Origin of the sequence: Filifactor villosus (assembly GCF_042652965.1) — a bacterium.
GTDB lineage: Bacteria > Bacillota > Clostridia > Peptostreptococcales > Filifactoraceae > Filifactor > Filifactor villosus.
The window spans coordinates 70,124-96,401 of record NZ_JBHSHL010000025.1 but is presented as its reverse complement, the minus strand read 5'-3'; the positions used below and the strand labels follow the sequence as shown (position 1 = coordinate 96,401).

Here is a 26,278-nt window from a genome sequence, read left to right as displayed (position 1 = left end):
TTCATTTGAACTGCCAAGGCACAGAATATATCCTTAGCAAACAACGTCTTGGAAGCTCCTATATTTCAAAGTACTCAACCTGTCGGTTTCAGGAGATAATCGCATAGCAAACCCTTCTATCTATATTGCAAAATCGAAGATGGAAGTTCTTGCATACCTATGTACTTCTCCATTACAAAAATAATTTCAATTCAAAAAGAGGGGCTGCATCAAGCCCCTCTACAAAAATAGTTCCAATTCCTTTAATTCGGTAATTACATAGTCGGGCTCGATATCGATTTTCCTTTCTTCCTTCTTGTAATTGAACCAACAGGTATCCACCCCTGCATTGATTCCGCCTTGAATATCCGAAGACAGCGAATCTCCTATGATAAGCACTTCGTCCTTATCGACCTCTCCGATTTTGTCAAAAACATAATTGAAATATTCGACCATCGGCTTTTGATAGCCGGTATCTTCCGATACGAAGATATCCTTGAAGTAGACATCGAGGCCCGACTTTTTCATCCTCGAATACTGCGTCGAGGATATCCCGTTGGTCACAATGTAGAGGGAATATCGTTCTCCGAGATAATGACAGACCTCTTTTGCATCCTTCATCGTATAGGCCTCCTGCCCCAGAGAATATTGATAGTAGTCCTCACACTCCCTGTGGTCGATATCCAACCCCATCTTCTCTATAAGATCCTTATATCTCAAATACACCAGCTCCTCCTTGCTGACTCTCCCTTGCTCCAACATCTCCCAGTATCCCGAATTGATCTTGTGATAGAGGGCGGTCGCCTCCTTGGCGGGCACTATACCGAAGTGTTCAAACGTCTTTTTTAGAGCCTTCTTCTCCGAACGCTGAAAATCCAGAAGAGTCATATCGGCATCGATCAACAAGATTTTATAGGTTTTCTTCATCTCTTTGCACTTCTCCCTTACTCCTATCTTTTTTCTGTACGCTTATGTCCCAATTTTTAGTACAGACTGTCGCATATCAGTATAGCAAAAATACTCTGATTGTTTAATACTATACTAAACCCTAATTGAATATAGCCTTTCAGACGGAAAACAATATAAAAAACACAACAAATACCGCACTTGCCCCTCAGAGCTACCCCACCTCACGTTTTGAACTGTCGTAAGTCCTGACTTCTCTCGAGAATATACTTATCGTTCCCGGCTTTTTACGTTCAAGCTTGAGTCTCACGCTTATACAGATGATCGGCAATGCAAGAGATAGCAGTATACGTCTCTTTAAATAAACATCCGATGAAAAAATCTGCTCCTCTCGTGTTCTCCATCTGTTTATTCAAATTATATTCCCGAATATTATAATAAAAATCTCTTCATTTTGTTCTGTTTTATTAAGATGATATGCCTTCAATTTCGAATAATTTTCAACTTTTTTTGATTTTCCCCTATACAGAAATGAAAAAATTTATTATCCTATAATAGTCCTATCTTATTTTCGAAAAACAAATGAAACTCGGATTGTTTGTTTCTTCGATCAAAGATCGATGTTTTAACTATCATACTATTTTGGAGGTCTTTATGGAAAACTTTTTGGAAAAATCCTTTCATCTCAAGGAGCACAAAACCTCTGCAAAGACAGAGATCATCGCAGGATTTACAACCTTTATGACAATGGCCTATATCCTGGCTGTCAACCCGGGAATCTTGGGTGAGACAGGAATGGATAGCGGAGCGGTTTTTACGGCAACTGCGATCTCCGCATTTATTGCAACCTTGGTCATGGCGTTTTTTGCCAACTATCCTTTTGCATTGGCACCCGGTATGGGTCTTAATGCCTTTTTTGCCTTCTCGGTCGTACTGGGAATGGGGCATACTTGGCAATTTGCACTGACTGCGGTCTTTCTTGAAGGTATCATCTTCATCATTTTAACTTTTACCAATGTAAGAGAAGCCATTGTTCGAAGTATTCCCAAGAATATCAAACAAGCCATATCCGTAGGGATAGGATTATTCATCGCCTTTATCGGACTCAGCGGTGCAGGCATCGTCGTTCAAGGTCAAGGCATTCCTCTGGATTTGGGTGATGTAACTTCTCCTTCCGCCATCGTCTGCCTATTCGGTCTCATTATCATTGGAGTTCTCTTGGTTAAGAAGGTGCGAGGTGCCATTCTGATCGGGATTTTATGCAGTACGATCTTGGGTTATTTTTTGGGTGTTACAAAGCTTCCCGAATCCGGTTTTCTTTCCACACCGCCTTCCTTGGCACCAATATTTATGAAATTCGAGTGGAACAATATCCTCAGCTTGGATATGTTGATCATTATGATTACCTTTCTCTTCGTAGATATGTTCGATACAATCGGAACTCTTGTAGGTGTTGCTACAAAAGCAAATCTTGTCGATGAAGAAGGAAACCTCCCCGGAGCGAAAAAGGCTCTGTTCGCCGATGCAGTCGGTACGACCTTCGGCGCAATCCTTGGAACCTCGACAGTCACAACTTACGTGGAAAGCGCTGCAGGTGTGGCGGAAGGCGGACGTACAGGATTGACTGCCTTAGTTGCAGCCATCTTTTTCCTGATTTCCTTGCTGCTTTCACCGATCTTTCTCGCCATTCCTTCGGCTGCCACTGCACCGGCTCTGATTGCAGTAGGCTTATTTATGATGAGTCCGATCAAAAGCATCGACTTTGACGACTGGACAGAGGCTCTACCCGCCTTTTTGACGATTATTATGATGCCTCTGGCATATTCCATTGCTCAAGGAATCGTGTTCGGAATCATCGCTTATGCTTTCTTGAAGCTCTTGACAGGACGAGTAAAAGAAGCATCTCCCATCGTCTATATACTGGCAGTACTGTTTATTTTAAAACTTGTGTACCATGTTTAAAGACAGAGGCAAGAGCTTCTCCTACACACCCTGTGTTGTTATTTTGCACTGTTATTATTCAACTCATGATATTAACGCCCTCTATTCTATGGCTGATAAAACAGGTTTCCGTGTTTGCAGATGTTACTGTAACCATACCGCAAACGGAGAATAGTATTACACGGAGAATTTCGCAATTCAAAAACCTTGTACTCCAAAGAGTACAAGGTTTTCTGTGTCCTTGGCCAATAATTTCGACATTTTGATCGGTTCATAATTCCCTGCTGTCCATTGCCAGCATAGAAAGTAGCTTCGATCCATAGGCAAGAGCTTTTTCGTCTATATTGAACTTCGGATTGTGCATGTTGTAGATACAGCCGAGTTCTTCGTTTCTCGCTCCCACCCATATGAAGGCTACGGGAAGTTTCTGTGCAAAGTAGGAAAAATCTTCCGCACCCATCCTCGGTTTCTCGTAGATATGTTTTGCTTCCCTCCCGAAACAGTTATCAATCTCCTCTTCCACAAAGGACATAAGCTTTTTATCGTTGTGAAGAACGGGAAGACCGTGGAGAAGGTCCAGTTCATACCTCGCTTTCGAATAGAAACAGATTCCTTGAAGAAGTTTCTCCATATAATCCAACAACTGCTGTCTCGTCTCTTCCGATTGGCAACGAATGGTTCCCTGGAGGTTGCAGTGCTCAGACACCACATTGCGTGCACTTCCTCCTCTTATCATACCGATTGAAAACACCGCAGGCTCCAAGGGGTCTTTGTTTTTTGCCAAAAAACTCTCAATTCCTTCAATAAACTTTGAGGCAACCGAGATTGCATCCACATTGTACTGCGGCTCTCCCGGATGTCCTCCCTTACCTATGATATCAATCGAAAACTCATCCGTCGAAGCCATGGAACTTCCATACTTCAGTCCGAAAACTCCTGTATTGAGCTCGCAATTCAAATGAAGGGCATATACTGCCTTTATTTTGGGCAAAAGTTCCAAGGCCTCCAAATCCATCAGCATAATCCTCGCCCCTCCGAGGTTAGGGCCTTCTTCTGCAGGCTGAAAAAGAAGCAACACGTTATATTTTAAGCTCTTTCTGTATTTTTGCAATACCTTTGCACAGCCCATAAGCATGGCGGTATGACCGTCATGTCCACATGCGTGCATCTTCCCCTTCTTTTTTGAACTGTACTCCGCTTGTGTCCTTTCATCAAGTTCAAGGGCATCGATGTCTGCTCTCAAAGCGATAAAATTTTCTTCCTTACCGCTTCTTATCACACCCAGCACTCCAATCGTCGAATCGAGCACTTCGATCCCCTCCGAAAGCAGAAATTCTCTGATATATGCCTCCGTTTCCAAGGTCTCAAACCCTGTTTCCGGATTTTGGTGTAAGTGTCGCCGATGTAAGATAAGTTCCTCACTAATCCTGTCTACTTCTGTAAATATCTTATCCCTCATATGAAAGACCTTCCTCTCAACTCCATTCCTATTCCATCCTTATCGCTGTAACCTTCTTACCCACAAGACCTTCCTTCTGAAGCCTTTCAACAGCTATCTCTCTATATTTTTCCAGGCTTTCGACCAGAAGAATTCTTTGCCTGTCATCCTCGATATCTGCAAACAGATCTATCCCTTCTTCTCTCAATACTTCTTTTATTGTCGAGATGTCCGCCTTTTCATCGGATCTCTTCCAATAGAGAAGAGCCTTCGTCCTAACTTTATCAAAATGTAGTACTTCCCCCTTGTAAAATTCGGCATACCTGTTTTGAAAGAGGTCTTCTCGACCTTTTAAGCATCCAATCTCAATAATGTCTGCCATCACGGCACTTGCGGTAGGAAGCTCGCCTGCTCCCCTCCCGTACAGAAGAGTCTCTCCGAAGGTGTCCGAAAAAAGAGAGATCGCATTGAAGGAGCTCTCCGTCTTTGCAAAAAAAGAATGTTTGTTGACCATACAGGGATAGACGCTTACCCTTATCCCATCACGATCCTGTGCACAGGCGATAAGTTTTATCTTTTTTCCGAGTTTTTCGGCAATCTCGATATCTCTTTGTGTAATGTCTCCGATCCCTTCCGTATAGACTTGTTCGGGACTTACAAGACTCCCAAAGGCTACGGTTGCCAAAATAGCTATTTTTCGTGCCGCATCATACCCGTCAATATCCGCACTCGGATCCGCTTCCAGATATCCGGAGTTTTGTACCTCCTCCAAGACCGTCTCAAAGTCTACACCTTCCTCCGTCATCTTCGAGAGAATGTAGTTGGTGGTTCCGTTGATAATTCCTCTTATCTGCTCAATCCTGTCTGAAGACATCGAATCCCTTATCGTCCGAAGTACGGGAACGGCCCCTCCTACGGCCCCCTCAAAGAGGAAAGTGCTTCGGTGCCTCTGTGCCATTGTCATCAAATCCGCAAAATCGGAGGCAATCAGTTCTTTATTTGCACTGACTACATGCTTGCCCTCGGCGAACGCTTTCAAAATATAGTCCTTTGCCGGCGAGATTCCTCCCATCAGTTCAACAACGATATCAATCCGAGGATTTTTTACAACCTCTTCGATCTCCATCGTAAAAAACTCTTTGGAAAGAAGGGCCCTCTCCTTGTTCAAATCTCTTACAAGCACCTTTTCCACCTGAATATGCAGCCCCGTTTTTCGCTCTATCAAAGCGGAGTTCCGCTCTAAAATTCGTGCTACTCCGGTTCCTACCGTGCCGAAACCGAGAAGTCCTATCCCTATCTTCTTCACGATTGCCCTCCTTCTCTTATAACGCCCTGTTCCTCCGTTTTTGTTTCCATTATTTTACCCGCCTTATCGTAACTCCGTACCGAAAGGAGAACCCTCAAAAAAATCAAGCTGTTGATATTTAAAGATCCTTGATAAACAAAGAATTTCAACTTTATCATGGTTCTTTATCCGTTCGATTCATCGGAGTAAGCGACCTTTATTTCAGCTTTATCCAAGAATCGATGTCCTGTTACCTGAAGTACAAACGGCCAATTATGATACAAGATACCCAAGCATATGCTTCCCCCAAGCCGATGTGTTGACATATTGAAAGTTTATCTTGCACAACGTCCTCATTAACAATGCAAAAAAATTCATAGCACCTTTGAAATTAAGGCAATACCGCACAAAGGAAAAATTTTGATTTTCTTATGGATTTGCAAAAAATAGAATTCTGTCAAATCAATGTTTTTAAGAAATTCAGCCTCCCTTTAAAAGTGATGTTACAATGATTTTTTGAATTATGCGGTGTTTCCTTAATAAGAATATCCGCTCATAACGCTAATCTTTTCCGCTATTGTTGAGCAGTAGCAATTTTTCCGGGAAGGGTTCAAATATCGTTTGATGCAATAGATATTCCATATTATATTTTATGGAATAGATCTTGAGAACACTTGTGATTGATGATTTTTCTATTTTATCATTCCTGTACTTGTCAATAAGATCCAAAATAAAAGCTTTTTCTTCTCTTCCCATTTCTTTTGAAAAATATCCGAATATATGATGAAATGCATTGATATAGTTTTTCGTGGTAGGTATCTTGGAGAACAGCTTGACCATTTCCAAAAAGTACTCATCCAATACCTGTTCGATATTCGTCTTGTTGTAATTTCCAACGATGGCTCCGAGCTTGTTTTTTTGAACTTGGCTATAGGCAAAATATAAGTATTTATTTCGAGCATGAAACTTACTTAAATCCGATATAGATTTCTTCTTTGCGATGTTTTTGAAATGAAACATCGTATATAACTTCGTAAAAAAGTGCTCTCTGATTCTAAGATTCATAAGCCTTCCTTCATCCTCGACAGGCAGGTAGGGATATGTTCTCTCAATTTCTCGTGCGAAGATCCCTGCACTCTTTTCGATGACAGGAGCCTTCTCCATGCCGGAATAGACTTTGACATCCTTAATTCCACAAGACGGAGATCGACTTTTTAATATGAACCCGTCGATATCCCTGAAACGATTTAGGGTTTCTTTTGAGTAATCCCTCATCTCTTTTGTCAGGTATTTTTTGCTTTTCGTCTGAACCAGCTCAACCTCATCCTTTTCCTTAATAAGTCTTAAGCTCTCTCTCGGCGTCCCCAGCCCGATACCTTCTTCCGGACATACCGATATGAATTCAATTTCATCCTTCATTACTTCTAAAAGCTCAAATCGTATCGTTTGACCGTCATATCTACAGAAGTCAAACCCCAAACATCTGCTTATCATTATTTTCGGTTTCATACAGTTTCTCCATTCCTATACACCAAACAGTTCCAATGCCTTGAGCCTTTGCTCTTTATGATCAACGATCGGTTCAAAGTATATTTTTTCTATATCTATTCCACACTCTCTATCAATCTGCTTTGCATATCTGAAAGGCTCGTGTATATATTTGGTCGGGATGTCTTTTAACTCTCGTACATATTTTTTTATGAATGTTCCTTCCGGATCAAATTTTTTGCTTTGTGTACTTGGATTAAAAATTCTAAAATACGGAACCGCATCCGTTCCTACAGAGGCTGCCCACTGCCAACCTCCAATATTGGATGCACTGTCGTAATCTGTGAGCATTTGTGAAAAATAGTTCTCTCCCATCCGCCAGTCCATAAGAAGATCTTTGGTAAAGAAGGATGCAACGATCATTCTAAGTCTGTTATGCATCCAACCTTCTTCTTTCAACTGCCTCATGGCTGCATCCACAATAGGAAATCCGGTCTTTCCTTCTTTCCATATTTCAAACTTTCTTTCATCATGGTCCCAACGTATAGTCCTATATCTTTCCACAACCTCTTCCTCTTTTTGATTGGGATAAAAGTGGTATATCATGTTATAAAAATCTCTCCAGGCAAGCTCTTTGATAAAGGTTTCCTTCCCTTTTGAATTCGGTGCTTCAAGAAGGCTTTGATGTGCCTTTCTGACGGATAATTGTCCCGTGCTTAGAAACTTTGAAAGTCGACTTGTAGCGTCTATATATGGATAGTCTCTGCTTTCATCATAATCAGCAAGTCTGTGATGAACAAACTCCTGAAGAACTTCTTCGGCTACTGTCTCGCCCGTAAGTAAAGAGAGATCCTTGTCTATTCCTGCTACAATCTCATGGAACTTCTCCCTGCCCTCTCGATCTCTGCCCGAAAAATCATTTAGAATGATTTTACCGAGTTTATCATAGTCCACCTCTTGAACCTGACGAACAAGGCGTTGGCTCCACTTATTATAATAGGGTGTAAATACTTTATAATGCGATCCGTCCCCCTTCAATATCTCCTTTGCCGAATGGATATGACGGTCATAGTAGTCCATAATACCTACATTACTCTTTTTCAAGATTTTTTTGACCTGATTGTCTCTCATTTCCCCGTAACCGGAATCATCAATATTGAAATATATCTTATTTACAGTATAAAATTCTCTTATCAGTTTGGAAAAACACTCTTCCAAGTCGCCATACAAAAAATACATGTCCAACGTTTGCTCCAAACAGCGTTGATAAAAGGTATTTAAGGCGGAGAAAAAATAGTCATGGCTATACGTACCTCTCTTTAATTGTTTTGGATCCAAGTAGAAAACGAGCAATATTTTTTCATCTTTGCCGGTGTTGTTTACGGCCTCAATAAGAGCCGTATTATCTTCCAATCTCAAATCGTTTCGTATCCATACAATCGAAATGCTCAAGGTATCACTTCCCTCCATGTTTTGCGTCGCCTTTGGCAACTCTGTATTTTAAGATTTCTTTCTTAATGCCTTTACTATTATTTTGACAAGGAAATATCGCAAATTTTTGCATGCATTTGCAAAAAACAAAGTTTGTAAGATCAATACTTTCAACCATGTCACCCTGCCTATAACATCGATTTGATGTCGATTTTTTCGAATGCTGCGGCAGTATTCCAAGCGTATTGTCATCCTCATGATGGGAGGAAACCCTGAATATCCTGTTCGAAACGGAACTTAGTCAATGCTGTGTATCAATGGCGGTCGAACCTGCTCTCTATAATCAAGAGATCCCCCTTTTTGAACGAAAGCTTGATATCTCCTCGATATTCGTTGGATATGCCGATGGTGTCCCCTTTTTTGATCACAGCTTGTCGAAGCTCATAGCGTGCCCCTTTCAGATCAATCTCCTCAACCCTGTCGCTATAAGCGAGGAGCGAAAAATACCACCCCCGCCTATAAGGAAATATATACTTTCCCGGCTTCTTACAGGTCATTCGATTGTTTGAAGAGAGGAAGACAAGATCGATATCATGCTTCAAAGCCTGTGAAAGAAGTCCCAGATTTCCCAAACTCTGATCCCATCGCCCTCCCATCGCCCCGTAGACGAAGATTTCCTTCATTCCTTCTTCGATCAGAGTCTCCACTGCCAAATGACCGTCCGTCTTGTCTTTTTCGGGAGAAAATCTCAAAAAACGCACGGATTTTTCTTCAAAAATCCTCCTCGCTTTCTTGGAAATGGAATCCAGATCTCCGACGATCAAGTCGGGGATCACTCCTGCCTGCCATAAAATGTCGCTTGCCCCGTCCGCACTGACGAGGAATTCATACCCCACGCTTTCTTCCCTTATCTCCTCCGGTGTCGGAAGTTCCCCGTTTAAGAGAAGGAGTGCTCTTTTTTTTGCCTGTTCTTTCATGCTTCCTCCTTTGCAACATTTCCATTACAGAAATTTCAATCGGATAACAGTATACTACTATTCTCTATTCGAATTCATCGCTTCGATGTTTTGAACTGTCATTTTATACTACTATTCTTTTGAATAGTGAATCTAAACAATCTGTGAGCCATAGAAGACAACATGGTTTTTCGTCATCGATAAATAGATATATCCATACTTCTATTGAAAAATAGTATTAGTATAAATTGTGCTTATTGACGAGCTGTACTCCATAAAAGATACAATAAACTTTTGTAGTTACAAAATAGGTAATACCCGCATTTTTTTATCGAACAACGGTATTCATTCGCACCAAGCTCAACAATATTAGAAAAAAAGCCCTGTATCTTTTGATACAAAGCTTTTCATCTTCTTTACCCTGTGCTTCTCAAACGCTTTCGATTCTTTTGAAAGAATAGAAGAAAGTCTGAAAAACACCTCACAGAAATCGATGATATTTGCCTAACGAACAACCGCCGCTCTCAGTTGCCTTACCGCTACCCCGACATCCTCTTTGCCGAAGATGGAAGAACCCGCTACCAGAATATTTGCTCCCGCATCAACGATTTCTGCAATGTTTTGAGCAGTCACTCCTCCGTCGACTTGGATGTCGATCTTATAGCCCTTCTCCTCGATGTTCTCTTTCAAACGCTTTATTTTTTGAATACTTTGAGGGATAAAACTCTGCCCTCCGAAGCCGGGATTGACGCTCATAATCAAAACCATGTCGATATCGGGAAGGATGTATTCCAAGGTGGAGAGGTCGGTCGCCGGGTTAAGTGACACGCCCGCCTTACATCCCAGTTCCTTAATCCGGTGTATAGTCCGATGAAGATGGGTACAGGCTTCCTGATGAACGGTAATAATATCGGCTCCCGCCTTTGCAAACTCCTCCAAGTAGAGGTCGGCGTTCTCTATCATAAGATGACAGTCAAATACCATTTCGGACTTCTTACGAATACTCTTGATGACAACGGGACCGAAGGTCAGGTTGGGTACAAAGTGTCCATCCATCACATCAATATGGAGGTACTCACATCCCGCTTCCTCCACTTCCCTAACACTTTCGGCAAGTCGACTGAAATCCGCCGACAAAATAGAAGGTGCCAATTTTATCATAGGTTTTATCTCCTTTTTTCCTGTTCCTGAATTTCTTTTAATAACTGTTTATAGCTCTCGTAGCGTTCCGCTCCGATCCGCCCCTGCTCCAAGGCCTCTCTGACCCGACAGTCCGGCTCCTTGTCATGAATACAATCATAACCGAACTTACAGTCGATATCATAGTCATGAAACTCTACAAAATACTCCTTAAGCTCCTTTGAAGGGATGTGTTCCAACGATAGAGAACTGAATCCCGGCGTATCGGCTATCCACGAGTCTTCATCAATCTTGAGAAGCTCGGTATGCCTGGTCGTATGCCTTCCCCTTCCGATTTTTTCGCTGACTTCTCCCGTCTTGATCTCAAAATCCTCGTTCAAGGTGTTGATAAATGAACTCTTTCCCGCTCCTGAAGGACCTGCGATCACTGTGATATGCCCCTTGAGATCGTTTTTAAGCTCCTGTATATTCCTTCCTTCATAGGTGCTGATATCAAAGAAGGGATAACCCAAACCCTTATAGATCTGTGCAAGTGCATCCAGCCTTCCATCTTCATCCAAATCCGTCTTGGAAAAACACAGGCTCACTTCCAAGTTCTGCTCTGAAGCTAAGACGATGAAACGATCAATCAAAGATCGGTTCGGTTCGGGATCTTTGATAGAAAAAAACAGAAGGGCTTTGGTCACATTCGCAATCGGAGGCCTTACCAAAAGGTTTGTACGAGGAAAAAGTTCCTCAATGATACCCTCCTTCTCTTCCTCATCCGTCACACGGATCTCGACCTTATCTCCGACCAGGAGGAGGGTCTTATCTTTCTTGAAAATTCCTCTCGCTTTACAGACATATCTCCCTACAGGAGTGTCTACGGTGTAAAAGGAAGAAATCGATTTTACAACGATCCCTTGCAGATTCATACTCCCTCTCTCCTTCTAAAAACTGATTTCTACACTCTCATAATACTCTTCATCGATCTCGATTGTATAGTTGACGACCTCCCCTTCTTTTTCTTCCACATTGACGACGAGAACTCCGTCTCCTTCCGTGGACGATACCTGCTTGTCATAGACCACCGCTCCGTTTGAGGTTTTGAATACCTTGACATGCATAGTTTCTTTTTCTTGAGGGAGTGTAATCGCAATACGTTTACTGAGCACCTTGGGCTGTTCATACTTGTTGATAACAACACTTACCGTAGACTTTGGCTTGGCCATGCCCCCTTCCGAAGGGTTCTGCGACAAGACTACCCCTTCAAGTTTGTTCTTATCTTCCTTATAACTCTCACTGACCTTGAAGTCGGACAGAAGGCCCTTAGCTTCTTCAAGAGTTTTTCCCAAGACATTAGGTACAGGAATAGGAATGTCATTCTTGTTCTTACTCAAGATCAACATCACTTCACTTCCCACATCCACAATTGTTCCTTCCTCAGGTTGCTGCTGAATAACGGTATCGGTCGGCTCGTTGCTCGGAATATATTCCACCTTAAATTTGAGTTTTCCCGCATATTGTTTTTCGATCTCGCTTAAAAGCCTGTTTTTAAAATCTGTAATCAAAACCGTTTCCGTCTGCTCTTCAGCCAAGATTACATGGACGATACTTCCCTTCTGTACCTTGATGCCTACATCGGGATCACTGTCCGTAATCTGTCCGGGAAGATATTTGTTGTTCTTCTCACTTCCTCTGACATTCATCTGAAGTCCCTGTTCTTCAAGAAGGGCTTTGGCTTCCGCCTCGGTCCTTCCGACAATTTCGGGGATTACTACGATCTCCTGTTTCGGAACAAAGAAGGAGGAGGATTTCAAAAGGAAGAGTGCTCCCGCTCCGACTACAATGATACCGAGAAAGACTGCAAAAAAGGTGGAAAAATTTCCGTTTTTTTCGTTGATCTTCTTATGTGTCGGGCGATAGTCCTCCTGCTCCTCCTCTTCTTCCACATACCTCTGTATTTTCTTCCTGTCGGGGAGCTTGACCATCCTGGTGGCATAGTCCTCTTCCTCATTGGATACAAAGTTACGTTTTCCGTTTTTGAGATAATCGATGTCCTCGATCAAGGCCCTCGCATTGACATAACGCTTGTCGGGAAGCTTCTGTGTCAACTTGATGATCATATCCTTGCAATCCGAAGAAAGCTCATCACTGTCTTTGAACTCAAGCTTATCCTGAATATGCTTGAGAGCGATATTGACCGGACTGTCTCCGTCAAAAGGAAGCCGGCCCGTAGCCATCTCATACATAATAATACCCAAGGAGTATAAATCCGATCGTTCATCGACATAACCTCCCCTTGCCTGCTCCGGTGAAAAATAATGCACCGATCCCATGATGGCTCCTGATGCCGTGATGGTAGAGTTGCTGACGGCCTTGGCAATTCCGAAGTCTCCTACCTTGACGACTCCTCGAGAACTGAGCATAATATTTTGTGCTTTAATATCTCTGTGGACAATGCCTTTTTGATGAGCTTCTTCCAATGCCATTGCAATCTGCCTTGCTATATCGAGCATTGTAGGGGTCGAAAACTTCTTCTGCGTCTTAAGCACCTCTTTGAGATTCTTTCCTTCCACATACTCCATAACAATGTAGGAAGTACTCTCATCCTGCCCGACATCAAATACGTTGATGATGTTGGCATGGTTGAGCTTTGCAACCGAAAGTGCCTCATTCTTGAATTTTTTCAAAAATTCCTCGTTGTTTGCATATTCTTCCTTCAACACTTTTACCGCAACAATACGGTTGAGTATATGGCATTGTGCTTTATAGACGACGGACATCCCGCCTTCTCCTATTTTTTCGAGAAGTTCATATCTATTTCCTAAGATTTTTCCTATCAAAGTAATTCCACCTACCCATCTGTCTAATAATATATCAAAATACTGGAAATATTGTCATATCCTCCTCGTTGTTTTGCAATGGCGATGAGTTTCTCGCAGGAAAACAAGGGGAGATAACGCGCAGATAAGACTTCTTCTATCTCTTTTTCGTCCACCATGTTGGATAAACCGTCACTACACATCAAAAGAACATCTCTCTTTTGAAGATCCAAGTCGTAGAAGTCCACCTGTATCTCGGCGGAGCTGCCGATTGCTCTGGTAACGACGTTTTTCCTCTCATGGCTCTTGGCTTCTTCTCGGGTAATAACACCCATCTTAACAAGTTCCTGAACATAGGAATGATCGGTCGTAAGCTGATTCAACTCCTCCTGTCTGTGAAGGTAGACCCTGCTGTCACCGATATTGGCTATCAATGCCTTGTCCTGCATGACGTAGGTCATCACAAGGGTGGTACCCATACCGCCCTTCTCTTCCTTTTGCGAAAGTTGATAGACCTTTTCGTTCGCATTTGCAATGGCGCGCTTAAAAAACTCCTTGACCTTGTCCACATCTTCGGCTTTGTAGAGTTTTTCGATGACGGCAATGTGTTTTTTAAAGTATTCGATGACGGTCGTTACAGCGGTCTCACTCGCCACATCCCCTTTGGTATGTCCTCCCATTCCGTCGGCCAACACAAAGAGATGCCCATTCTCCGATACCTTAAAATTATCTACATAATCCTCATTTTTCTTTCTGACGATTCCTCTGTCAGTTAACAGACCATACTTCAAGTACAATCACCTCTGTTCTTTTCGAATCACATCCCGCCTCAATTGTCCGCAAGCTCCATTGATGTCCGCGCCAAGCTCTCTCCGGACGGTCGTGATAACGTGATAGTTTAATAATACCGTTTGAAACGCTTTGATCCTAAAGATATTCGGCTTCTTGAAACTGTTCTCCTTGATCGGATTGATCGGTATCAAGTTCACCATAGACAGGCTTCCCTTCAGCATCTTGCCGAGTTTATGTGCTTCTTCAAGCGAATCGGTCACATCTTCTATGAGAGCATACTCATAGGTAACCCTTCTCTTGGTAAACTCCGCATATTCTTTTCCTGCAGCCACAACCTCTTCCACAGAGTATGTTCGGGCAATAGGCATGATCTTCTCTCTCTTTGCCTGATCGACTTGATGGAGCGAGATCGCCAGATTGATGGGAATGTTCCATGCCTGAAGTTCCTTGATTTTGGGAACGAGACCGCAGGTCGACACAGTGATATGTCGATAACCCAACTGCATTCCCTGTTCTTCATGGACCACTTTCAAAAACTTGATCAAATTATTATAATTATCAAAAGGCTCTCCCGAACCCATGATGACGATGTTGGCAACCCTCTCTCCCAAGTCTTTTTGGACCGTGATTAACTGTCCCAAGATTTCGCCCGGAGTAAGATTGCGGATCAGGCCGTCCACCGTGGATGCACAGAACTTGCATCCCATCCTGCAACCGACCTGTGTGGATATACAGACCGACGGCCCGTTCTTGTAGATCATAAGGACGGTCTCAATCAGATTTCCGTCCTCCAACTCAATCAGATACTTTCTTGTAGAATCGACCTTTGATTCAAACTTGCGGTAGATATCGGTTTTACAGATGTAGGCTTCTTCCTTGAGCTTTTCCCGAAAGTCCTGCGGCAACTGAAGCATATCATCAATGGAGGTACAACCCCTCGCCAGATAGTTATATATCTGTTTTGCTCTGTATTTTTTTCCGCCAAGACCCAGCACCAACTCTTCCACTTCCACATATTCCAAACTTCTCAAATCCAACATATATCTTCGTTCTCTCCATTTCCTTAACCTTACACCGGTATTTTTTAAAGCTGTACTGCCACACAGTTGATACCAAAGGCTGATCGAAGTGCCAAAATACCTTTCCTACACTCTGTTGTATAGTCCTTAGAGGGGGAAAACATCATTGATCTAACCGATTCCAACAGACAATAGCACTAACCTTTCCATCCTTGCTATGGAAAGCCGTTTCATAATGATACCGAAATGAACGTTCCCATAAACGAACATAATCCCGGTTTCAAAGAGTCGAAGAACTGCGACCGGCACCCCTTGCATCCTACATATATCACATCTTATCCATAAACCGTCCTAACTTGATAACCAAGATGTAACACGAGTGTGCTTATCGGTGTGTAATCACGCTAATTTCTTCTCATTTTCGCAACAAAGAAACCGTCCCATTCTCCTTCATCGGGAAGCAACTCCGCCATAGTCGCCCTCATATTCAAACCTTCAACTTCAAATTCCTCCAAGGTAAAATCTTTGTTCTTTTTCAAAAACTCTTTGACCACTTCCTGATTTTCCTCACGGTTGAGCGTACAGGTACTGTAGATGAGAACTCCTCCCACCTTTACATAACGACTGCTCTGTTTGAGGATCTTTCCCTGTAATGTTGTGATCATTCGAAAGTCCTGCTTGGACTTATAACGAATTTCCGGCTTTCTTCGTATAATACCTATGCCCGAACAGGGAGCATCGACCAACACCTTGTCAAAGGCCTGATCCCATTGTTCCTCATAGACGGTCGCATCGTGAGCTCTAACCGTTACATTCTCAATTCCGAGCCTTTTTGCCGCTCTTCGGATCAAATCCAGCTTGTTGGAGGCGGCATCGGAAGACACAATCTCTCCGGAGTTTTTTAACTCCTCTCCGATCGCCGTCGTCTTTCCTCCCGGAGCGGCACACACATCGAGTACCCGATCTGCCTCTTTGACTCCGAGGGCCTTGATACAAACTTGAGAACTCAGATCCTGAACCGTATAGAGACCCTTGAGATACTCCTCGTTCTTCTCAATGCTCTTAAGTCTGCTTACCTTAAGCATGGAAGGAAAACCCTTTACCTCATCGCAGGCAACTCCCTTTACCTCCAATTCTTTTTTCAAATCTTCAGTCGAAGTCTTCAAAGGATTGACACGCAAAAACATCGTGGGATGTTTTTGAAGGCTCTCAAGGATTGATTCCGCCTTTCGGTGTCCATACTGCTGTACCAAGGTTGTAGCAATCCATGTCGATACGCAGTAGCGAACGCTGAGTCTTTTGACAGGATCCTTTACATCGATCTCGAAGGCCTTCTTATCACGCAAAACGCTCCTGAGCACACCGTTGATAAACGAATAGGCCTTAGTCTTGGGCTCAATCTTCTTCATGAGTTCGACCATTTCAAAGACCGCTGCAAAGTCCTCGACAGAATCCATATATCGAATTTGATACAGACCCATCTCCAGTATGATTCTTCGAGCAGGCTCAAGTTTATCAAGTTTGGTCTTAATGAATTTTTGGATGACATAATCGAGAAAGATCAAATTCTCCAATGTTCCATAGACCAGCTCCGTATAGAATCCCCGGTCTCTCTCATCGGGGATATAACGATTGATCACTTGAGATACCAACACATTGGAATAGGCTCCCCCTGTTTTTACCCTCAAAATCGTCTGATAAGCAAGCATCCTGACGGACGGCTTTTTTTGATTCTCACGTTTAGTTTGAATTTGATCGCCCATAGCAACTCCTTTTTTATGCATTGTCTTATCTTCTTATCATACCATATTTTTGGTCTTCTGTGTTCGTTTCCCTGCGAAAGATAAGACAAGGAAAGTTTGTAGTTCCCTGTCCCGGTTAGCATATCATCCTTTCTTCGAAAACAAGACTTCCGTCCAAGAAACCAACTCCTTTGCAAAAATACCATATATTCTTTTATCTTACAATTATATCCCTATATCGGTATCTATAATCGGTCTGTTTCTATCCTCGAACGAACTTCTGCACAAAGAACGTTCCCGAAACTCGTTTCAAAAACACGAACCCGCTTGAATTTCATACTATTCTCCGTTTAAAATGCCGAGTGTACAGAATATATCATTACCAAAAAACAATTTGGATGATTCTATGTTTCAAAGCATGTAACCTGTCAATTCTAACAGATACTAATATCAGTGAGAATAACGGGCTTGTTTCTTTTGGTTTTGTGAACAAAAAAAGAGAACCTCCTTTTTAGAAAAAGGAGGTTACACCTACATTCGCTCTTCTTACTCTTTCTCTACGTAAAAACGAACTACTGCATTCTCATTGAGTAGACGGAAGGTAAAGGATTCCGTTATAAAAAGCTTGATAGACTGAGAATCGTGGTTTTCGTAACCGATTGCGAAGTCTTGACCCACAGTAAGCTCCAAATCCTTATGTCTGGTCGGGAACAAGAAAGCACCCTTAACCGCCTCACTCAAGATAATCCTTCCATTGATAATATCTCGGACAGTTCGATACAGAGGATAACCTTCAAACACGCTGTTGAGTCTCTTATACGCATCCCTACCCACTACAAGATCATACGGACCGTTATAGCCGAAGCTTTTGAGAATATACTTAGCTTCGGTGATCGCAGCCAAAATATCCGATGCCTTCTTTCCATAGTCGAGAGAATGAGCCGCAGCAGCCTGCAATCCTTCGATCTTCGCCTCTTTATAACCGTTATAAACCGCATTTTCTTCAAAAAGGGCAATCGCCTTGACTGCTTCTTCCAACTTATCAAAGTTGATGTCCCTCGCCCCGCGGAAAATATTATCCAACTCCCAACGATTCAACTCGAAACTTGCACGTGCCTCAACAAGAGGCTTGACCGCGTGCTTACCTGTACGAACCAATCCCTTGTCCTGAATCAACTCCAAACGTCCTTCCGGAACAACTACACAATCCATCCCGTAGGGTCCTTTAATATGGACCGACTTTCTCGCCGAAAGGTTGGTTGCAAGCACATTGACCGCTGTCTCATCGATCAGCTTCCATATTCTTTCAGAAAGCGGTGCCATCGATCTTTTCAATATATTCATATACATATCCTCCTTATCACTCTATCTTCTATTGTTACTTATCCATCGGATGCTCGGGATCGAACTGTCTCATATCTCCGATTCCCAACGTAGCTTCCAAAGGCACGATTTCTTCTTTCATTTGTTTTATTTCCTTCATCTCCTCTTTCTCTTTCTGCAGAAGATTCTGCTGCGAGAACAGATAAGTTTTGAGCTCTTTGTCAAACACATCGACATTTCGTCTAAGCCACTCCAAAAGCATGGCAACATGCTCAATCTCTTCGTTGCGACTGTGCAAAAAAATCTCCTTGAGTTCCTTATCATCGGTTACGCTCGCCCTCTGATGATAGTACCCCACCGCCTCGACTTCTTCCACCAAACTGTTCAAAGCTCTCACAATCGCTTTGTCTTTTTCGTTCAGTAACTCAACAGGTTCTATATATTGCATAATTGACCTCCTTGATCCCTAATTTATTTACTTCTATCATACCAAACTTACGCCGATTATTCAAATAATTTTGATAATTTTTTATCAAAAAAATATCTCTGCTTAAAACTCGCCTTGTTCTTTCCTTCATCTCTGTGTATAATAACTTATATGTATTTTGACCTTGGAAGAAAGAGAGGAGAGTCGTTGTTTTGACCCAAAATCCCACTCCCCGAACAATTGAAGCAAGCTACTTCCAAAGCAAGCTCTTGGAATGGTATCACAAGAACAAGCGAAGTATGCCCTGGAGAGATGATCCCACCCCTTACCATGTGTGGATATCGGAGATCATGCTCCAGCAGACAAGGGTCGATGCTGTACGGAGTTACTATCTTCGATTTATAAAACGACTTCCCGACATCCAAAGCCTTGCCGATGTCGATGATGATGAGCTGCACAAACTTTGGGAAGGACTGGGCTACTACAACCGTGCCAAAAACCTGAAAAAGACCGCCCAACTCCTTGTACGGGAATACAACGGGGAACTTCCCTCAACCTTCGAGGAACTTCTCAAACTCCACGGCATAGGTCCTTATACGGCGGGAGCCATCGCCTCTATCGCCTTCAAACAGCCGGTGCCCGCGGTTGACGGAAACGTGATGCGCGTGATTTCCCGCCTGACGGGAGATGACCGGGACATTATGCAGCAGTCGACCCGCAAGGCGATGGAGGAAGTCGTCCGAAATCTCATCCCTACCGATGAGGTTCATCATTTTAACCAGGCACTGATGGAACTTGGTGCTCTTGTCTGTATTCCCAACGGTTCTCCGAAGTGTACGGACTGCCCCGTAAACAACATTTGCTATGCCTATAAGACAGGAGCACAGAACACCCTCCCCGTCAAGAAGGAAAAGAAGAAACGGGTGATCCGGCACCGTAGTATCCTCGTCTTTGTCAACGAAAAAAACGAGTTCCTAATCCAAAAACGGGAGGAAACGGGCCTGTTGTCCGGCTTGTGGGAGTTTGTTTCGGTGGAAGGCGAGGTCTGTACCCGCGACCTCGAGTTCCTGCTCAAACGAAAAGGACTTTCCTTCAGCTCCATAACAAAGATCGAAGATGCCAAACATATTTTCAGCCATATCGAATGGAGGATGCATGGCTATCTGATCCAGACCTCTTACACCAAACCCGTTACGTCATCCGCCGATGTTGTCTACCCCTGTAAGATCGACCTCTCCGCAGAAGGATTGGTAATAAGAGAAAGCGAAGAATCTCTCCTCTCCGACCTGTCCTTCCGACAAGAGCAGGTTTGGTGTAACTTCGATACAATGAAAAAAACCTATGGTATCCCCACTGCCTTCAAGGCCTACCTGACTTCTATCGAGAAAGGACTTATAAAAGATGAATTGGATCGAGCAGATCAAAAACTACCGACCGACAAGCGTTGAAGAAAAAAAGGATAGGGAGTTGATCTTGAACTATATCGAGAAACACGACGACCTCCTTGTACGCGACAACCTCCTTATGCACTTTACTTCCTCCGCCCTCGTGCTCAACGAAACACGGGATGCCACCCTTATGGTCTTTCACAATCAATTCCAAGCTTGGTCGTGGCCCGGAGGCCACGTTGACGCAGATCCCGACTTTCTCTCCGTTGCCTTGAGAGAGGTCAGGGAGGAGACGGGTGCAAAAAACCTTCGTCCTATCTTTGAACAGATCGCCTCGCTTAGGATGCTCGCGATCGAGGGACATTGGAAGAAGGGGGCCTATGTTCCCGCCCATCTCCACCTCTCGGTAGGTTATCTCGTGGAAGGAAGCTCCAAGGATGAACTTCGTCATAAGGAAGATGAGAATAAGGCCGTTCGTTGGATTCCTCTTCGCGAACTCGACCGGCTCTGCCGCGAAGAACATATGAAGGTCGTCTACCGCCATATGCTTCAAAAATTGGACCTATGAAGCACGGATATCTTCTTGTACACGCTTCCGGTTTTTTTGATATCCACAGAGATCCTGTTATCTATATTCGGTATTTGCACAGAAAGGTCCGAAGAACACTATCGGGATTTGCATTACGAATTGAGTCCAAGGAGGGTTGGAACACTCTTCTTCATTGAAGCCGTTGATATCAAAGTTCTCTGTTCTATGCTTGCTCAAATAGTTCTCTGTATTTATATAAAGCGGACATATTCACTCTTCTATAGAAAAACGCTACACAATGCAATCCTGAGATACGATAAACATTGAGACAAAAAACTTGTACTCCTTAAACTCGTTATTGAGGAAACAGGTTCAACAAATGGAAGTCGACAACGGAACGGACTCTTCACAGAATTTTTGTATCGAAAGCTTCCAAAATTCTTCCAACATCTAAAAGTTTTTTGGGGATTGAATTCTATCTTGAGAAAGAAATCTCATTTTACCAATGGGAAATTGAATCAAAAAAACTCAAGGAGCCCAGCGGTATAACTTTGATTGTGGATTTTGATTGTGGATAAAGATAAAAACTTCATAACGGATATCCCATCGGTTAAGAAATGGTTGGATAAAGATATTGCAATACGAGAATTTATATCGATTATTCCATTGTCATCTACGAGTTCACAGAGGTAAGGCAAACGGAATCAAATTTCAACATGATCCAACGTTCCGATAAACTTATGCTAATACTATTCTCCAATAGAAGTATGGATATATCTGTTTTTTGACTACGAAAAATTGTTTTATCTTCTATTGTTCACAGCTCTTTTATATCCACAACTCAAAAGAATAATAGTATAAAATACAGTTTGAAATACAAGGGGACATTAAAGCAAAACGATTGAAATAACAAGGGAGTTGTGGTTGCAACAATATATGCCCTTCTCCAAAATAAATGGAAACAAACTATAAAACAGCACAATTCTCCGATGGAAATGTCCGGAGAACAAGTATGGTTAAGGAGGAAGTATTATGGGAATGAGAGCCAACTATCAGTTTTTAAGCGATGAACAATACGTCGAATTAAAGAATCTCGAAACGGAGGATCTCGAAGCAGCCTTTGATGCGGTCGAGGACTGGAATGAAGAAGAGGAGATCCTGCTTGATATCGACAAGATGTGGGACGTACTTCACTTTGTGCTGAACGGAGTCGGAGCTACAGAGCCCAAGGAAGGTAATCCTCTAAGCGAAGCGGTCTTGGGAGAACATGTCTTGGATGAGGTCGAAGAGTTTATCTCCTACACTTCCAAAGAACGTATCCCTGCTATTCTTGAGGCCTTGGAAGAATTCGACATAGAACGGGCGATGGAAAAATTCCGTATGAAAGAATGTGAACAGGCGGGGCTATATCCCAATATCTGGGAATACGATGACGAAGAAGAGGTCGAAGAACTCAAAGAAGAGATTACGGACTGCTTTGAAGAGATGAAACACTTCTACAGAGAAGTCTTGGAAAACAACGGCAACGTTTTGGTCACGATCTACTAAATAAAGAAGCGAGGGGAAGATGTTTCTATCCCCTCGCTTTTCTTGTGTAAAGATTTTTATGTCCAAACCTGACCGGATGAGAGCTGCAATAACAACTATATGGAACTGAAGATGTCTTGTATTTGAAAAATCCGGACTACTTTCAAGGAAGTTTAATAAGCAAAAAACACTTACAACAAGCCCTCTATATCCTTGGCGATCTCGCTCGGTTTCGTCATAGGTGCAAAACGGCTTACGACCCTTCCTTCCCTGTCAACCAAGAACTTGGTAAAGTTCCACTTGATCGCATCTCCGAGCAGACCTCCGCTCTGCTTCTTCAGGTAGGCGAACAGTTCGGACTGCCCTTCCCCGTTGACCTTGACCTTGTCCATCATCGGAAACGATACTCCGTAGTTCAACTGACAAAAACCTACGATCTCCTCATTTGTCCCCGGATCCTGCCCCCCGAATTGGTTGCACGGAAAGCCCAGTACCACGAACTTCCTGTCCTTGTAGGTGCGATACAGCTCCTCCAACTCCTTGAACTGCGGAGTAAATCCACACTTGCTCGCAGTGTTGACGATAAGCATTACATAACCCTTGTAGTCGGAAAGAGAAACCTCCTCCAACTGTGCATTTTTTACCTTTATATCGTAAATCATCCTACCTTCCCCTTTCTTTTGATCAGTATTCTTCTTATCCATACCCCACCTCACATATTTTACACAGTTCGCTTCCAACTTGGAGTAATACCGAACAGTTCAAGAGATCCGTATAACATCAACTTTACATTGCCAATAAAATTTTTGAAACTGTCGGTGCATACCATTCTTCGATAGGTCCGTTTCCGATAGAGCAAAAATTTATTTTATCCCCCATAGAATCGATATCAACTCAAAATAATGGCAAAAAGACGGTGCGGCTTTGCTCGCTATCCTGTGATATTTTTCTGCATTGTTCCGGACGGACAAACCGCCGAAACAATTCCGGCGGTTTGTCTTTCCTTATTCTCTATACTCGTTCAACAAAGAGTTTTGCAGCTTCTCCATTGAGTTTTTCTTCCTTCATCTCGCCTTTTTCTTCAAAGGAGAGGAGTTGGGCCAAGGTTTCTTCCTTGATAAGCTCCGCATGGTTCTCAATCGCGTTTTTAAGCTTGTCGGTTCCCTGATAGTAAATTCGGATATGATCCATCATCTCGTAGTCGTTATTCTTTCTCATCTGCTGAATTCTTGAGATGAATTCTCTTACAAAGCCTTCATCGATCAGCTCTTGCGTCAGATACGTATCGAGGATCAAGAAGAGATTGTTTCCTGTTTCTACATCGAAGCCTTCCTTGGACTCGATATTGATCAGGACATGGTCCTTTTCAAGCAAAAACTCCTGTCCGTCCAAATCCATCTTAACTTCCCTTCCTCCCTGAATAGCAGTTACGGCATCTTTGGGATCCAGTTTGCTCAAGGCCTGTTGGAAGAACTTCATCTTTGCTCCAAGCAGTCTTCCAAGCACGGGAAGGTTGGGCTTGAGCTGATAGTTGATATATTCCTGGAGATCGTCGGAGAATATCACTTCCTTGACATTCAGTTCCTCCTTCATCAAAGGCACCAAGTCTTCAATAAGCTCTTTATGCACCTTGTCCACGAGAATCTTTTGGATCGGCTGACGAACCTTGATCTTAACTTTTTCCCTCGATGCTCTTCCCAAGGTCACAAGGTTTTTGACAAGATCCATCTTCTCTTCAAGCACATCATCGAGTTGGTTTTCGTCACAACGCGGATACAAGGAAAGATGTACGGACAATTCTCCTGTAAGGTTGCGATAGATTTCTTCCGAGAGATACGGTGCAAAAGGAGCAACAAGTTGTGCCAGCTCCACCATAATCTCATAGGTCGTGTTATAGACGGATTTTTTGTCGTCAGTCAGTCCCGCATCCCAGAATCTTCTTCTACTTCTTCGGATATACCAGTTCGACAGATCCTCATTGACAAAATCCTGGATGCCTCGAACAACTTTTGTTACCTCAAAGATCTCCAGATCCTCTTCCACCTGTTTTTTCAGGCGATTAAACTTAGAGAGGATCCATCTGTCGAGTTCGGGACGCTTGCTTGGCTCGATAAAGAAGCTTTTGGGATCGATCTCGTCGGTATTTGCATATAGGACAAAGAAGTTGTATACGTTTTTGATGGTTCCGAAGAACTTGCTCTGTACCTCCTTGAGCCCCTCCACGTCAAACTTAGTCGGTACCCAAGGCGGTGATACATAAAGCAGATACCAACGCAGAACATCTGCACCGTATTTGTCGAACATCTCAAAGGGATCAACGGTATTTCCCTTGGACTTACTCATCTTCTTGCCATCCTTATCCAAGATAAGATCGTTTACCAGTACGTTCTTATACGGGCTTTTGCCTGTCATAAAGGTCGAGATGGCGAGCAGGGAATAGAACCATCCCCTTGTCTGATCGATCCCTTCGCAGATGAAGTCCGCCGGGAACAGTCCGTCAAAATCGTCCTTATGTTCAAAGGGATAGTGGTGTTGTGCAAAAGGCATCGCACCCGAATCGAACCATACATCGACGACATCCTTGACTCTCTGCATGGGCTTCTCACATTTTTCACAGGCAATATGCACATCATCCACATAGGGACGATGCAATTCGATGTTTTCATCTATATTCTCAAGAGCCCTTTCCGCCAGTTCCTTACGGGAGCCGACGGACTCCTCATGTCCGCACTCACATTTCCAGATATTCAGAGGAGTTCCCCAGTATCTTGAACGCGAGATTGCCCAATCATTGAGGTTTTCGAGCCAATTTCCGAAACGTTTTTCGCCCACATAATCGGGGAACCAATTCACGGAATTGTTGTTTTCAATCAGTTTATCTTTAAACTTGGTTACTTCAATATAATAGCTCGGTTTCGCATAGTAGAGCAGCGGTGTCGAGCATCTCCAGCAGTGGGGATAGTTATGAACAATCTTTTCCTTGCTGTAGATTTTGTTCTCGGAAGCAAGATATTTGATGATCTCGACATCCAAACCGTCTTCCATGACATACCTGCCCGCCCAGGGTGTTCCGATGTACTTTCCTTCGTCATCGACAGGTTGAAGCACGGGAAGGTTGTACTTCTTGCCTACATTGTAGTCGTCTTCTCCAAAAGCCGGTGCAGTATGAACGATTCCGGTACCGTCTTCCGTTGTTACGAAGTCCCCGACTATGACAAAGAAAGCCTTCTTATCTGCGGTTACGAAGGGCATGAGCTGTTCATATTCGATGTGCTCCAACTCGGGCCCCGCAATCTCTTCCAAAACCTCATAATCTTCACCCAACACCTTAGGTGCAAGCGTTTTGGAGAGGTAGTAGATCTCTTCGTTTTGCCTTACCTTGACATAGACCTCCGTCGGCGATACCGTCAGGGCCACATTTGCAGCAAGCGTCCAAGGCGTTGTTGTCCAAGCGAGAAAGTACTCATTGTCCTTGCCGACCAACTTGAACTTGGCAATCAAGGTATTGGTTTTTACTTCCTTGTAGCCCTGAGCGACCTCGTGAGAAGCCAATCCCGTTCCGCAACGCGGACAGTAGGGAAGAATTTTGTGCCCCTCATAGATATAGCCTTCCTTGTGCATCTTATCCAAAATATGCCACACAGACTCGATGTATTTGTCTTCCAAGGTAATATACGGATCGTCAAGATCGATAAGATACGCCATTCTTTCGGTCATCTGTCTCCAAAGCCCCTCGTACTCAAAGACGGACTCACGACACTTTTTGTTGAAGGCCTCTATCCCGTAGCCCTCAATCTCCGTTTTGTCATTCAAGCCTAATCTCTTCTCCACTTCGATCTCGACAGGAAGCCCGTGGGTATCCCAACCCGCCTTTCTCTTGACCTGATAACCCTGCATCGTCTTATAGCGACATACATAGTCTTTCAAGGTTCGTGCAATAACATGATGAATCCCTGGTTTTCCGTTTGCAGTAGGAGGCCCCTCAAAAAATACAAACTGCTCTGCGCCCTCTCTCTGTGTTACACATTTATGCAACAGATCGATCTCGTTCCAATATGCACTGATCGCCTTTTCGTTCTCGGCAATCGTACCGTTTCTCAATGATTCAAATTTGCTCAAAATCATCTCCCCTTTCTCTGTAATAAAAAAACCCTGCACCTCTG

Annotated in this window: 20 protein-coding genes; 4 read left to right on the top strand and 16 right to left on the bottom strand. The window is 43.2% G+C overall.

Annotated elements, in window-relative coordinates:
- Positions 1-219: 219 nt before the first annotated feature.
- Complete coding sequence (locus ACFO4R_RS07350; RefSeq protein WP_379788424.1) at positions 220-906, bottom strand: YjjG family noncanonical pyrimidine nucleotidase; 687 nt, start codon at positions 904-906, stop codon at positions 220-222.
- A 633-nt stretch (positions 907-1,539) separates the two neighbouring features.
- Between ACFO4R_RS07350 and ACFO4R_RS07345 the strand changes: the two genes are divergently transcribed.
- A complete protein-coding gene (locus ACFO4R_RS07345; protein WP_379788423.1) occupies positions 1,540-2,847 on the top strand; it encodes an NCS2 family permease in 1,308 nt (435 codons plus the stop codon).
- Positions 2,848-3,097: 250 nt separating this feature from the next.
- On the opposite strand, the gene ACFO4R_RS07340 is transcribed toward ACFO4R_RS07345, so the two are convergent.
- The 13 genes from ACFO4R_RS07340 to ACFO4R_RS07280 all read right to left on the bottom strand — a co-directional run bounded on the left by ACFO4R_RS07340 (position 3,098) and on the right by ACFO4R_RS07280 (position 18,692).
- Positions 3,098-4,285, bottom strand: a complete 1,188-nt coding sequence (locus ACFO4R_RS07340) for a M20 metallopeptidase family protein (RefSeq protein ID WP_379788422.1) — start codon at positions 4,283-4,285, stop codon at positions 3,098-3,100.
- 28 nt (positions 4,286-4,313) lie between these two features.
- Positions 4,314-5,570: a homoserine dehydrogenase gene (locus ACFO4R_RS07335; RefSeq protein ID WP_379788421.1), complete on the bottom strand. Its 1,257-nt coding sequence runs from the start codon at positions 5,568-5,570 to the stop codon at positions 4,314-4,316.
- Positions 5,571-6,110: 540 nt separating this feature from the next.
- Positions 6,111-7,058, bottom strand: coding sequence for a YbgA family protein (locus tag ACFO4R_RS07330; RefSeq protein WP_379788420.1), 948 nt, complete (start codon positions 7,056-7,058; stop codon positions 6,111-6,113).
- Positions 7,059-7,073: 15 nt separating this feature from the next.
- Positions 7,074-8,507, bottom strand: a complete 1,434-nt coding sequence (locus ACFO4R_RS07325; RefSeq protein WP_379788419.1) for a cryptochrome/photolyase family protein — start codon at positions 8,505-8,507, stop codon at positions 7,074-7,076.
- A 275-nt stretch (positions 8,508-8,782) separates the two neighbouring features.
- Positions 8,783-9,445 (bottom strand): thiamine diphosphokinase, encoded by a 663-nt coding sequence (locus tag ACFO4R_RS07320; protein ID WP_379788418.1) that lies wholly within the window; start codon positions 9,443-9,445, stop codon positions 8,783-8,785.
- A 483-nt stretch (positions 9,446-9,928) separates the two neighbouring features.
- On the bottom strand, positions 9,929-10,585 hold the full coding sequence (gene rpe, locus ACFO4R_RS07315; protein WP_379788417.1) for a ribulose-phosphate 3-epimerase: 657 nt from the start codon (positions 10,583-10,585) through the stop codon (positions 9,929-9,931).
- Between the two features lie 5 nt (positions 10,586-10,590).
- Positions 10,591-11,478 (bottom strand): ribosome small subunit-dependent GTPase A, encoded by an 888-nt coding sequence (gene rsgA, locus ACFO4R_RS07310; RefSeq protein ID WP_379788415.1) that lies wholly within the window; start codon positions 11,476-11,478, stop codon positions 10,591-10,593.
- 15 nt (positions 11,479-11,493) lie between these two features.
- A complete protein-coding gene (gene pknB / locus ACFO4R_RS07305) occupies positions 11,494-13,389 on the bottom strand; it encodes a Stk1 family PASTA domain-containing Ser/Thr kinase (RefSeq protein ID WP_379788414.1) in 1,896 nt (631 codons plus the stop codon).
- A gap of 23 nt (positions 13,390-13,412) precedes the next feature.
- The gene (locus ACFO4R_RS07300; RefSeq protein WP_379788413.1) at positions 13,413-14,159 is read right to left on the bottom strand and encodes a Stp1/IreP family PP2C-type Ser/Thr phosphatase; all 747 of its coding nucleotides are present in this window, start codon (positions 14,157-14,159) and stop codon (positions 13,413-13,415) included.
- Between the two features lie 6 nt (positions 14,160-14,165).
- Entirely contained in the window at positions 14,166-15,200 is a 1,035-nt protein-coding gene (gene rlmN / locus ACFO4R_RS07295; protein WP_379788412.1) for a dual-specificity RNA methyltransferase RlmN, read from the bottom strand.
- Positions 15,201-15,583: 383 nt separating this feature from the next.
- On the bottom strand, positions 15,584-16,942 hold the full coding sequence (rsmB, locus tag ACFO4R_RS07290) for a 16S rRNA (cytosine(967)-C(5))-methyltransferase RsmB (RefSeq protein WP_379788411.1): 1,359 nt from the start codon (positions 16,940-16,942) through the stop codon (positions 15,584-15,586).
- A gap of 525 nt (positions 16,943-17,467) precedes the next feature.
- Positions 17,468-18,265 carry a family 1 encapsulin nanocompartment shell protein gene (locus ACFO4R_RS07285; protein ID WP_379788410.1) on the bottom strand — a complete coding sequence of 266 codons (798 nt, stop codon included), beginning with the start codon at positions 18,263-18,265 and terminating at the stop codon, positions 17,468-17,470.
- A gap of 34 nt (positions 18,266-18,299) precedes the next feature.
- The gene (locus ACFO4R_RS07280) at positions 18,300-18,692 is read right to left on the bottom strand and encodes a ferritin family protein (RefSeq protein ID WP_379788409.1); all 393 of its coding nucleotides are present in this window, start codon (positions 18,690-18,692) and stop codon (positions 18,300-18,302) included.
- A gap of 191 nt (positions 18,693-18,883) precedes the next feature.
- Here ACFO4R_RS07280 and mutY point away from each other — a divergent pair, with 191 nt between their 5' ends.
- The 3 genes from mutY (at position 18,884) to ACFO4R_RS07265 (ending at position 22,136) form a co-directional block, all read left to right on the top strand.
- The gene (gene mutY, locus ACFO4R_RS07275; protein ID WP_379788408.1) at positions 18,884-20,119 is read left to right on the top strand and encodes an A/G-specific adenine glycosylase; all 1,236 of its coding nucleotides are present in this window, start codon (positions 18,884-18,886) and stop codon (positions 20,117-20,119) included.
- Positions 20,073-20,627 carry an NUDIX hydrolase gene (locus ACFO4R_RS07270; RefSeq protein WP_379788407.1) on the top strand — a complete coding sequence of 185 codons (555 nt, stop codon included), beginning with the start codon at positions 20,073-20,075 and terminating at the stop codon, positions 20,625-20,627. The genes mutY and ACFO4R_RS07270 overlap by 47 nt, the downstream gene beginning before the upstream one ends.
- A gap of 993 nt (positions 20,628-21,620) precedes the next feature.
- Complete coding sequence (locus ACFO4R_RS07265; RefSeq protein WP_379788406.1) at positions 21,621-22,136, top strand: YfbM family protein; 516 nt, start codon at positions 21,621-21,623, stop codon at positions 22,134-22,136.
- Positions 22,137-22,306: 170 nt separating this feature from the next.
- On the opposite strand, the gene ACFO4R_RS07260 is transcribed toward ACFO4R_RS07265, so the two are convergent.
- Both ACFO4R_RS07260 and ileS read right to left on the bottom strand, forming a co-directional pair.
- The gene (locus tag ACFO4R_RS07260; protein WP_379788405.1) at positions 22,307-22,777 is read right to left on the bottom strand and encodes a glutathione peroxidase; all 471 of its coding nucleotides are present in this window, start codon (positions 22,775-22,777) and stop codon (positions 22,307-22,309) included.
- 349 nt (positions 22,778-23,126) lie between these two features.
- Complete coding sequence (gene ileS / locus ACFO4R_RS07255) at positions 23,127-26,240, bottom strand: isoleucine--tRNA ligase (RefSeq protein WP_379788404.1); 3,114 nt, start codon at positions 26,238-26,240, stop codon at positions 23,127-23,129.
- Positions 26,241-26,278 lie beyond the last annotated feature (38 nt).